The organism is Facklamia sp. HMSC062C11 (genome assembly GCF_001810675.1).
GTDB classification, from domain to species: domain Bacteria; phylum Bacillota; class Bacilli; order Lactobacillales; family Aerococcaceae; genus Facklamia; species Facklamia hominis.
Map to the genome: position 1 here is coordinate 63,807 of NZ_KV802384.1, position 11,326 is coordinate 75,132.

The window sequence follows — 11,326 nt, forward strand, 5'->3', positions numbered from 1 at the left end:
GTAACGCCCCGTCTCTTGATACAGAGCTATTTTATCTCGATAGTTTTTCCAGTCCCAGCTAAAATCAAATTCAAAGCTGCGGTCTCCCTGATACCAATCTTTCCAAGCTAAGCTTAAAGATTTAGACTGATCTTTAACCGTCTTAAGAAAAGCTTTCAACTCTCCATGTTCTATACCTTTATCGGGATCAATTTCTAACGCTACCCAGTACAAGCTTTGACTAATCGGTTGGTATTTTGAATAGATAGCTACCTTTAAACAATAGGGTAAGGGATCCTGACAACTATTCGCCTGACTTGCATCCTCAAAGTTTAGTTGTAAAGGATTGTCCAATTCGAAATATAGGAATAGTTCTAAACAGTTTTGGCTCTCAAGATAATTTAAAGACCAATCATTTGAAAAAAACAATTGGTCTAGCTGCTGATGACAAGCTTCAAAAAGACTTAGTCTTACCATCTCACCACGCCTTTCTCCTGAATCTTATTATGACGATTTCAAACTACTTTAGCAAGATTGACGTTTAAAATTCTAGAAATAGACTAGTATTTTTCATAGGATCATGTCATAATACTAAGTAGGTTCAAATTAATCTTTGATATTAACCACTAAAAGCGATAGAATAGATAAGCTAGAATATTTTCAAAGACCAATTAGTAAACGAGGTGACATTCATGGCAGAAAAGAATTTAACCGCAAAGGATATCTTACAAAAAGAATTTTCTCGTTCAATGCGTGGCTACAATGCAGCAGAAGTCGATGAATATCTCGATAGTATTATTCGTGATTATGACTCCTATCAAAAAGATGTTGTCTTTTTGAAGAACGAAAATGAACGTTTGATCGCTAAAGTTGATGAGTTAACCAAACAGCTCTCACTTGCAAAGAAAAATGCGCCAAGCAACCCAGGTTCTGGCGTCACTAATTTTGATATTCTTAAGCGTCTTTCCAACTTGGAAAAACATGTTTTCGGAGCTCGAATCTCGGACAACTCCAACCCTTAATAAGTCAATCAATATTACATAGTAAAGTTCAGGTAATCGCGGTCAACTTCTGTTGACTGAGGAAAGTCCATGCTCGCACAATGCTGAAATGCTTGTAGTGATCGTGCTTAGCGAAACAATAAGCTAAGGTAACTTCACCGTTAACGGCGGGAAAAACTTCTAAGGCTACGGCTATGAAGGAGTATCCCATAACGTGCCACAGAGACGATTTTTTGCAGAAATGCAAAAACTGGAACGCTGGTAAACCCCTCGAGCGAGCAACCCAAATTTGGTAGGGGCACTTCTTGAAAGGAACGACCTTTGCGTCGGACAACGGACAAGGAGGCATGTAAATGCAGATAGATGATTACCCCATCATCGATGGTACCTATCAATCGATGATGACAGAACATGGCTTATCGATCTTTACTATTCATAGGTATTAGCCTAGCTAAGAGATTGCTTTTTAGACTGACACTGACTTAGCGTCTGCTAGGTGAGTGTTTTTTTATTTGATAACAACAAAAAGAAAGGAATCCCATGCAAACATACTCACTCATTGCCACTGCTGCAAGTGGCATCGAATCTCTCGTAAACCGTGAATTAAAAGAACTCGGCTATAAAACTCAAACTGAAAACGGCCGTGTCCGTTTTGAAGGCAACGCCATTGATATCGCTCGTACTAACCTTTGGTTAAGAACGGCAGATCGCGTCAAAATTATTGTTGGTGAATTCAAGGCAACAACTTTCGAATCCCTTTTTGACCAAACCTATGCCCTTCCTTGGGAAGACATCCTACCCTTAGATGCTAATTTCCCCGTATCTGGCAAATCCCAAAAATCAAAACTCCACTCCGTTCCTAACTGCCAACGGATTGTAAAAAAAGCGATTGCCAAAAAAATAATGACATACTACAGTCGCACTCAACCCCTAGCCGAAACCGGCAGCCATTACCCCATCGAAGTTAGTCTGGTTAAAGACCATGTTATCATTAGTTTGGATACTTCTGGATCGAGCCTTTTCAAACGAGGTTACCGCAGTGAAAAAGGGGGGGCTCCCCTCAAAGAAAATATGGCTGCAGCTCTAGTCCTATTAACCACTTGGCATGCAGACCGACCACTTTATGACCCAACATGCGGATCAGGCACCATCTTAATCGAAGCAGCCATGATGGGGCGGAAGATTGCACCAGGCTTACAACGATCATTTGCAGCTGAAGATTGGACGTATTTTCATCCAGAGGTTTGGACCATCGAGCGTCAAAAAGCCCGTCAACAAATCAAAGCCGACCTTCAAATGGATATTTTAGGCTGTGATATTGACGGACGAATGATTGAAATTGCTAAAGCTAATGCAAGTAAAGCAGGTGTCGCTGATACCATCGAATTTAAACAAATGCAATTATCAGACTTCGTTCCCAAAAAAGATTACGGCATTTTAATTGCTAACCCACCTTATGGTGATCGCTTGCTGGATAAAGATCAAGTCCATCATCTTTACCAACAAATGGGTGAAATTTATCAAAAAATGCCAACCTGGTCCAAATACATTCTAACCAGCGATGAAGCCTTTGAGGACTATTATGGAAAGAAGGCCACCAAAAAACGTAAGCTCTATAATGGAGCTCTAAAAGTAGACTACTATCAGTATTGGTCAGAGGCCTAAGATAACACTTCAACTTGCCCTTGACGATGAAGGGCTTGTTTAGCAAGCCCATCCGCCTGCTTATTCTTTCCTTCAGGAAGCCAAGTGACAAAGATAAGATCAAACTGATCCGCCAGCTGTAATATTTCTGATAAATACGCCTGATAATGATTCGATCTGACATAGCCTTTATCAAATGAATCGGCCACGATCTTAGAATCTGTTTTTATGGCTATAACTTGGCTCAATGATGATTTGACAAGTAATAGATCCCTTAAGACCTGTCTTAAGCTGACGAACTCCGCTTGATGATTGTCTATTAATTTTGAACAATAGTACTTTTTGTGCTGACGGCTTTGACCTTCGATAATAACATATGCTAGGCCTGCTTCCCCTGTTTTAGGATCAAATGCAGCATCCATATAGATCGTTAACATTTTTTCACCTCATTTTGACCAAGGAGTGATTCCCATGTCGGATATTATTAATTTACCAAATAATGCACAAAACTACTACCGCAAAGGATGCCTTGCCCTTCAAAACAATGATTTTACATTGGCTAAAAAATACCTTGAGGAATCCTATCAAATAGAAAATAATTGGCCCTGCTTTCATGAATTGATCCAACTCTATCTAATGACGCAAAATAATCAAGCACTCAAAAAGTTATGGCAGCAAATACTCAAGGACAAAGATTGGCGATCTTTGGATAAAAACTACTTGACCGCTTATGCTTATTCTGTCAGATCCCTGAAATCTCAATCTGAAATTTTAGTCCAACTCTATCAAATTCGTGACCAACTTCAATCTTTGGGCCATGATCCGCAAGTCTTAGATTCTTTAATCCAACAAGAACAACAGAAACTGGAATTAATTGATACGCTAAAAAATCATCGATCTACAGAGGGCCTTAACCAATGGGTTCAACAATTATGTCAAAGTCCATTAAAAAAAGTGATGAGTACAGTCACAGACCTCTATGACCTTATCGATACACTTGAGATTGACGCAGTTTTTTCATCAATGTTGCAAAACACCCAATTATCTAATTTTATTAAAAGTGATATCTTACATTTTTATTTAAGACAGGACCGAAAAGACAGATTAGAATTGCTTTGGTTCAAGCAAGCCAAAACCGTCAACCTCAAAGAACTGATCCCTTGTAAACAAGACCCACTATTTTTAGATTTAACCAAACGGTTGAACACCTACTGCCAAGATAACAACCCCAACCTCTATGATGACTTATATAATAATCTAACCTTGATTCTACTTAGCTTTTATCCCTTTCTTCAACAAGCTATCCCTGATGAATCACTCTGGTTCGATCATTTTTTAGCTATGAATGGCGTCGAAGAATCACCGGATTCGCTACTCTCCTTGGAAGTGCAAACATATCTAGAACTAGCTAATCGCGAGATTCAAAATCTTCTATTGAGCCTTTCTTTTTAAGTCTCGCCCGTTCACTTTAGCTTTAATACAAAAAATAAACTAATCCCACAGCTGTGATAAAGGACTGTTGATCTTATCATGCTTTGATGCTTTAGCATCGAGGCTTTGATGAATCAACTGAGACCAGAAGACTTCAATCGAAGTTCCTGGCAGTCCACCACCCTAATGGGATTAGTTTTTATTTTTAATACTGATGAAATGGTGTTCGCTTCTCTAGCCAGCCTAGTAAATAAACGAAGACACCTTGTGATCCTCATATTATGAAAAAGCGAAGTGCTTTATCATTAATTTTGTGATTGAGTAACAGCCTATTTAATATCATGAAAGTATTAAGTTTCCTGAATATACACCCTGCTATTCTATTAATCATCCAAGTATGCCTGATAGCGATCCACTTCTAAGATCGTTTGTGCATTTTTTACACGCTCTTCAGTAGGAGGATGAACACCAGCAAGCCGATAAGGGATTCCTAAGGCTTGATATTTATAGACCCCCAATTCATGATAAGGCAAAATCTCAACTTTATGAACGTTTTTCAAAGTCTTAATATAATCGCTTAAGCGATGCAAGTACTCGTCATAATCCGTACGAGTCGGTACTAAAACATGTCGAATCCATACAGGAATCCGGTGATCTGATAAATAATCAGCCATCGCTAATACAGAAGAATTACTCGCTCCAGTTAAAGCAAGATGTCCTTTAGGGTCGATATGTTTAATATCAAACAGAAGAAGATCCGTATATTGCATTAATTCTTCAAATATAGAAAAGAAAGGTTCATCATAAGTGAAAGGAGCCCCACAGGTATCAATCGTGGTATGAATCCCAGCCGCCTTGCATAGTTTAAAATAAGCTAATAGAAAATCGACTTGTAATAGAGGTTCCCCACCACTCACTGTTACGCCCCCTTTTTGCCCCCAAAAAGAACGGTAAGCCACAGCTTGATCAAATAATTCTTGAGGCGTATAAGGAGTTCCTCCTGTCATTTTCCAGGTATCTGGATTATGGCAGAATTCACAACGTAATCGACAGCCCTGCATAAAAGTTACAAAACGAATACCTGGTCCATCAACCGATCCAAAACTTTCTGTAGAATGGACATAGCCGATAACGGGTGGTTCTTGCGAGGTCACGTGCTCTCCTCCTTTCAGATCGATCTACATGGATGCATGCATGGTCCGATTAATAACATCTAACTGTTGTTCGCGTGTCAACTTAATAAAGTTAACCGCATAACCAGAGACCCTAATCGTTAATTGTGGATACTCTTCTGGATGCTCCATGGCATCTAAGAGTGTATCTCGATTAAAGACATTAATATTTAAGTGATGGCCTCCCTCTAAGGAATAACCATCTAAAAGACTCACCAAATTCTCCTCTTGCATCGTATCATCTTTTCCTAAAGCCTTAGGAATAATAGAGAAGGTATTTGAAATACCATCCATGGCTTCCTTATATGGTATCTTCGATACTGACAACAAGCTCGCCAAAGCACCATGAGTATCTCGTCCGTGCATTGGATTAGCTCCAGGTGCAAAAGGTTCACCCGCACGACGACCATCAGGAGTATTTCCGGTCTTCTTACCGTAGACTACGTTGGAAGTGATCGTTAAGATTGAGGTGGTATGAATCGCATTACGATATGTTTGATGTTTCTTAACTTTAGACATGAAGGTCTTCAATAATTGCACACCAATTTGATCAGCACGGTCGTCATTGTTTCCATATTTAGGGAAGTCGCCTTCAGTTTCAAAATCAACAACAATACCATTTTCATCACGAATCGTTCTTACTTTGGCATATTTAATGGCAGAAAGAGAATCGATCGCAACCGAGAATCCAGCAATTCCAGTTGCCATGGTTCGAATCACATTCACATCATGCAAAGCCATTTCAAGACTTTCATATGAATACTTATCATGAGCATAGTGAATAATATTTAATGCATTAACATAGAGTTCAGCCAACCAATCTAACATTTGATCATATTTAACCATGACTTCCTCATAATCTAAATATTCTGAACTAATGCCTCGGTAGCTTGGCCCAACTTGGGCTTTCGATTTTTCATCGACCCCACCATTAATCGCATAAAGCAAGGCCTTGGCAAGATTAGCCCGTGCCCCAAAGAACTGCATTTGTTTTCCAATGCGCATTGCCGATACACAGCAAGCAATCCCATAGTCATCACCATATTCAGGGCGCATCACTTCATCATTTTCATATTGAATGGCCGATGTCTCAATTGATACCCTCGCACAAAAACGTTTAAAGTTTTCTGGTAATTTTGGTGACCATAAAACCGTTAAGTTAGGCTCAGGAGCAGGTCCCAAGTTAGATAAAGTATGCAAGAATCGGAAGGAATTCTTAGTTACTAATGGACGACCATCTAATCCCATTCCAGCAATTGATTCAGTGACCCAAGTTGGATCCCCCGAGAATAACTCATTGTATTCAGGTGTTCTCGCGAATTTAACTAAACGTAACTTCATGACAAAGTGATCTACAATTTCTTGAGCAGATCGTTCATCTAAAATGCCCCGTTGCAGATCGCGCTCAATATAGATATCTAAGAAGGTAGAGGTGCGACCCAAGGACATAGCTGCACCATTTTGTTGCTTAATCGCAGCTAAATAAGCTAAGTATACCCATTGAAATGCCTCTTGAGCATTTTCTGCTGGCCGTCTTAAATCAAAGCCATAGCTATCTCCAAGTTCCACTAATTCAGCCAGTGCTCGATACTGTTCAGAAACCTCTTCCCTTAAGCGCATTACCTCTTCGCTCATATGACCATCACCAATATTAGCGTATTGCTCAACTCGGTCAGCCATTAATCGATCCAAGCCATACAATGCTACCCGGCGATAGTCACCAATAATCCGACCACGACCATAAGCATCTGGTAAACCAGTAATAATCCCAGAGTGGCGTGCAGCCCGCATTTCTGGTGTATAAATATCGAACACCCCTTGATTATGGGTCTTACGTAAATGGTTAAAGGTATATTCTGTCTCCTTATCAATCTCATAGCCATAAGCTGCTAGTGAAGACTTTGCCATGCGAATCCCTCCAAAAGGATGCATGGGACGCTTAAATGGTTGATCTGTTTGTAAACCAACAATCCGTTCTTTTGCCTGGTCCAAATATCCTGGGCCATAGGAAGTAATCGTTGAGGCAATTTTGGTCTCCATATCTAAGACTCCGCCTGCTTGACGTTCTTGCTTCGTCAAATCCATAACCTGGTCCCATAATTGGAAGGTATCAGGAGTTGCACCTTCGAGGAAAGAGTCATCTCCTTCATATAGTGTATAGTTAGCGACAATAAAATCACGCACATTAATTTCATCTTGCCAGCTTTGCCCCTTGAATCCTTCCCAAGCAGAGCTTACATTTGTCTTCGTCGTTTCCATTTATCATCGTCCTCCTCTAAATAATAATCAATATTGTGAATATTTTAACGAATTTATTGATACACATATTATATCTGAAAGTGTGATAAATAGCTATAGTTTTTTTGATTTTGATACAGTTTTTACAATCTGTTTAAAGCGCATTTCTCGTTTCCAAACAACTCCTTTATAACTCAGGAACTTTAGCTAATAAAAAAACCGCCAAAGCGGCTCTTTTCAAAATATCTTAATCTCTCACATTCCTACAAATATCCTTTCCATGTCAAGCTTTAAGCCTTCACCGCCCTAGTTACTACATAGCTAGGATATTTAACTGATGAAGTCGCCCTTCTCCATTCGTATCTTCATAAAGTTCTCTCAGCAAAAATCCCGCTTTAAGTTGACCCCCAATTTGGTCTTCCATGGTATGTGGCTATATCAGCGTACCATTTCTTTTCAACTAGTTATCAATTTATGATTAGCCTGTTTTCCTAGCTAAACGCTCACGTTCAATCTCAAAGACCTTCTTTTGTAATTCAGTTTCAGAAAGAACACTTTGATTTTGATGATCAAAAGCCTCTGAGACCACTGAATCTTGAGCGTAGTCCTCAAAAACCTGTGTTTTCCTTGCCAACAAATCCATCAGAGTCTCATCGATACTCTCTTGAGTTAACAGTCGATAAACCACCACATTCTTAGCCTGTCCCATCCGATAAACACGACCAATCGCTTGCTGTTCCGTTGAAGGCTTCCATTGGGGCTCGCAGAGAATGACAATATTGGCTGCTTGAATATTTAATCCCACACCACCAGCATCGATTTGACTCAATAAAATAGCGCCTTTATCAGCCGCTTCTAAACGATCAATTAGATCCTGTCTTTGACTGGCTGTTATATCTCCCGATATCATCCCAACCACTTTGTCTCCTAAATGATCTTCCAACTTTTCAAGCACCATTTTGAAAAAAGAAAAGATAATAATCTTATCCCCATTCTCCAAGGCTTCTTCACAGATGGTACAAGTGCTATCAATCTTTTCCGAATGGCGACGATCAACTCCGGAAAAGCCGGCTCTGCGCATCCGCATCATTCCAGAAATCCCCATTCGAACTGCCTCATCGTAAAATGCCTGTTCCTCTTTTGAGAAATTAGACCAGCGTTCCACCATCTCAATCTCTGGCAATTCTTTAAGAACATCGAGACGCTTGCGTCTTAAGTAGACAGTGGCCACCTTTTGCTTAAATTCTTGCGGGGCCTCATCCAACCAATCATTTTTAAAAGAGCCTTCAGTAAAGCTTAAATTTGGTTGCAGAATTGAGAGTAATTGCTTCATTTCAGATAAACGGTTTTCCAAAGGTGTTCCTGTCATAAAAAGATTATAGTCTGCTGAACGAGCCAATTGATAGGCATTCTTAGATCGCTGAGCATTCGGATTTTTAACATAGTGGGCTTCATCCACAATAACTAGGTCCGGTTTATAATCCATCGACTCATTATTAAGGTGCTTACTCTGCTCATAATTCAACAATAAGACACCTCCTTGGTCCTGCCAAGCTTGGACAGCTGCTTTTCGATTGTTTCCTCGGTACAAAAAGCTTGCCATCCCCGTCCATTTGGCAATTTCGCGTTGCCAATTAGCTAAGATTGACAATGGAGCAAGCACAACATGGTGAGTCAGTCCTTGCAAATTCAGATGGTTGGCAATCGCCAAGGCCTGAATCGTCTTACCCAAACCCATCTCATCCCCCAACAGAATTTTCTTAAAGGTCAATGCATACTTCACACCAAATTCTTGATAGGGTCTTAGAATCGCTCCAAATCCATCCGTTTCCAAAGAGAACTGCTTAACACGATCAACGATAATACTAGGAAGATCCCTATAATCCTGATCTCCTCCGCCATTCAACCGGTCAATGACGGCGTAATAAGAAGATGATGATTTCTCAAAGTCTACCATTGCTTGCCAAGCATCCGCAGGCTCAATCTTCAATGACTCCTCGAGCGACATCCCAATCAAAAGATCCACTTGTTTGAACAATTGCTGATATTTCTGCCCCAATTGTTTTTGCTCTTCAATGGGAAGTTGACTAGCTTGATAGGTATTATATGCTTGCTGCCAGAGCTTATCCAGAATCTCCTTACAGGAACGACAGAGCCGCTTTGAGCTAGTAAGATCCACAGGGTTTGACTTCTTCAGCTTCAAGTAGCGATAAAGACTCATTACCAACTGTTTTTCTTCTTCACTCATCTCTGATAAAGATAACTTTGGATAATAGGTCGCTACCATTTGGTCCAGATACTGATCGATCTCTTGCTTTAAAGACTGACACTCATCCTGCGTCCATGCTAAGTATCTTGCCAAGCGATCCGCCTTAGTTTTCAAATCTCCCAAGCTCTCAATTTTTAACGAATGACAAGCCTCTTCGGGAATTTTCAATGAACTATAGACTCGAAAAAGGGTAATAGGTTGATCTAGAGCTTTTTGACGTCCCTTCTTTAACTTCACTTTTTGTATCATTTGTTGGATACGTCCTTCAATCCATTGCTGATCAAATTGTTGCATAAGACCATCAATTTTTTCTAAATAAGATTGAATCTGTAATAAAATTTGATCTCTAGCAGTAGATCGATAGTCTGATAATTCCAGCATAGCAAGATGAATAGCTGGGGCAGAATTTTTAAGAATTTCTTGATAATCCTTTGAATCCAAATCTGAATCAATTAAAGAGTTCGCCTGAGTTAATAAGGATTCCCACTCTACTTGATGGCCTTCGATCCATGCTTTATAGGCTGCTAACTGATGTTTTACGGACTTAGTCATAAAAAGACTCAACCATTTATTCCGGTCATTCTCGGACACAAATTCTAAAGCGATTTTCATCTGATTCAAAAAATTCTTCTGATCAGCAAGTAGAACTTGATGCTGTTCTTGGTAGCGAAGCACTGAGTCCAGACGCTTTACTAAAGATTGATATTGGGAACTCACCGCTTCACCGTCTACCATTGGCCAACATTCCTCATTCCCTTGTGGGGGATCCACTTGCATATTAGCTAGTTTATCACGAGCGGTTATACTTAAAGGCGCTAAAAATATTTGATTATATTTCCTAAGCAAGTCATGAATTGGGGTCTTAAGTGAATTTAAAGTATACTTCTTATCCCCTTCTACAAGAGCCTCCAATTGTCTTAACCTTTGATTCGCAATTGTTCGATCAATCTTCATCTGGCACCTCCTTATATCAATGACGGGATATCCTAATCGATTAATCCCTGACAATTCTCAACAAGAACATACCATAAAAGGCTAACAAGTTCGACCATTAGTTGCGAATAGCTCTAAAATGAATCCGTGAACTTATAAAAATTATTTCAAACAAAAACACCTCAAGCACGCAAATTGCACGCTTGAGGTATCTTATCAAATTATACAGACAAACTAGTATAGTTTATCAATAGACTTAGTAGAGTAATCAACCAATAATAAGGTTAATCCCACCAAAATCAGTCCCAGGCTAATACTTAATAACACTGTCCTATTCTCACCAGTTTGAGGTAATTCTGGTTTGTCTGGAGTCAGTGGAATCTCTGGTTGTGGGGGGACTGGAGGCGGAGTTTGAGGTGGAATAAACGTATTCCGAATTACAAATCCGTCCACAATATTCCCTTCAACCGTTGAATAATAATCCGATACCAATGACTCACGTACCGTATAGTTGTAAGTCTGACCTTGGGGATCAATTTGATCGAGATCTTCCCATCGATAACTTGTTTGACCATTCAATAATTGGATTTGGTCAATCACTTGATTATTTCGCAATAATTGAATGGTAATCGTTGGTTTGACCGTTGGTCCACCAGACC

General features: G+C 39.7%; 9 protein-coding genes, 1 other RNA gene and 1 pseudogene. 4 read left to right on the forward strand and 7 right to left on the reverse strand.

What is annotated here, in order from left to right:
• A partial coding sequence (locus tag HMPREF2758_RS02570; RefSeq protein ID WP_070609044.1) for a DUF3013 family protein occupies window positions 1–456 on the reverse strand: 456 nt, incomplete at its 3' end.
• Window positions 457–671: 215 nt separating this feature from the next.
• Here HMPREF2758_RS02570 and gpsB point away from each other — a divergent pair.
• From gpsB to HMPREF2758_RS02585, 3 genes are all read left to right on the forward strand, one after another.
• Entirely contained in the window at window positions 672–1,001 is a 330-nt protein-coding gene (gene gpsB, locus HMPREF2758_RS02575; protein ID WP_070609045.1) for a cell division regulator GpsB, read from the forward strand.
• A gap of 24 nt (window positions 1,002–1,025) precedes the next feature.
• Window positions 1,026–1,404, forward strand: an RNA gene (rnpB, locus tag HMPREF2758_RS02580) — RNase P RNA component class B.
• 116 nt (window positions 1,405–1,520) lie between these two features.
• Window positions 1,521–2,645, forward strand: a complete 1,125-nt coding sequence (locus tag HMPREF2758_RS02585) for a THUMP domain-containing class I SAM-dependent RNA methyltransferase (RefSeq protein ID WP_070609046.1) — start codon at window positions 1,521–1,523, stop codon at window positions 2,643–2,645.
• On the opposite strand, the gene HMPREF2758_RS02590 is transcribed toward HMPREF2758_RS02585, so the two are convergent.
• Complete coding sequence (locus HMPREF2758_RS02590) at window positions 2,642–3,061, reverse strand: ribonuclease HI family protein (RefSeq protein WP_070609047.1); 420 nt, start codon at window positions 3,059–3,061, stop codon at window positions 2,642–2,644. The two genes, HMPREF2758_RS02585 and HMPREF2758_RS02590, sit on opposite strands and share 4 nt — an antisense overlap.
• A gap of 34 nt (window positions 3,062–3,095) precedes the next feature.
• Here HMPREF2758_RS02590 and HMPREF2758_RS02595 point away from each other — a divergent pair, with 34 nt between their 5' ends.
• Window positions 3,096–4,076, forward strand: a complete 981-nt coding sequence (locus HMPREF2758_RS02595) for a tetratricopeptide repeat protein (RefSeq protein ID WP_070609048.1) — start codon at window positions 3,096–3,098, stop codon at window positions 4,074–4,076.
• Window positions 4,077–4,438: 362 nt separating this feature from the next.
• Here HMPREF2758_RS02595 and pflA read toward each other — a convergent pair whose 3' ends face one another.
• The 5 genes and pseudogenes from pflA to HMPREF2758_RS02615 all read right to left on the reverse strand — a co-directional run.
• Window positions 4,439–5,209 (reverse strand): pyruvate formate-lyase-activating protein, encoded by a 771-nt coding sequence (gene pflA / locus HMPREF2758_RS02600; protein WP_070609049.1) that lies wholly within the window; start codon window positions 5,207–5,209, stop codon window positions 4,439–4,441.
• A gap of 24 nt (window positions 5,210–5,233) precedes the next feature.
• Window positions 5,234–7,486 (reverse strand): formate C-acetyltransferase, encoded by a 2,253-nt coding sequence (gene pflB / locus HMPREF2758_RS02605; RefSeq protein WP_070609050.1) that lies wholly within the window; start codon window positions 7,484–7,486, stop codon window positions 5,234–5,236.
• A gap of 269 nt (window positions 7,487–7,755) precedes the next feature.
• Window positions 7,756–7,895, reverse strand: a pseudogene (locus tag HMPREF2758_RS09110) (class I SAM-dependent methyltransferase); the annotation flags it as partial.
• Between the two features lie 48 nt (window positions 7,896–7,943).
• The gene (locus HMPREF2758_RS02610) at window positions 7,944–10,688 is read right to left on the reverse strand and encodes a DEAD/DEAH box helicase (RefSeq protein WP_070609051.1); all 2,745 of its coding nucleotides are present in this window, start codon (window positions 10,686–10,688) and stop codon (window positions 7,944–7,946) included.
• A gap of 213 nt (window positions 10,689–10,901) precedes the next feature.
• Window positions 10,902–11,326: Cna B-type domain-containing protein (locus HMPREF2758_RS02615; protein WP_148128874.1), on the reverse strand; the 425-nt coding region annotated here is incomplete at its 5' end.

What these genes read in the sequence shown, in the direction of transcription:
- HMPREF2758_RS02595 (WP_070609048.1), top strand. Translation starts at nt 3,096, where the DNA reads ATGTCGGATATTATTAATTTACCAAATAATGCACAAAACTACTACCGC.
- pflB (WP_070609050.1), bottom strand. Translation starts at nt 7,486, where the DNA reads ATGGAAACGACGAAGACAAATGTAAGCTCTGCTTGGGAAGGATTCAAG.
- gpsB (WP_070609045.1), top strand. Translation starts at nt 672, where the DNA reads ATGGCAGAAAAGAATTTAACCGCAAAGGATATCTTACAAAAAGAATTT.
- HMPREF2758_RS02610 (WP_070609051.1), bottom strand. Translation starts at nt 10,688, where the DNA reads ATGAAGATTGATCGAACAATTGCGAATCAAAGGTTAAGACAATTGGAG.
- HMPREF2758_RS02585 (WP_070609046.1), top strand. Translation starts at nt 1,521, where the DNA reads ATGCAAACATACTCACTCATTGCCACTGCTGCAAGTGGCATCGAATCT.
- HMPREF2758_RS02590 (WP_070609047.1), bottom strand. Translation starts at nt 3,061, where the DNA reads ATGTTAACGATCTATATGGATGCTGCATTTGATCCTAAAACAGGGGAA.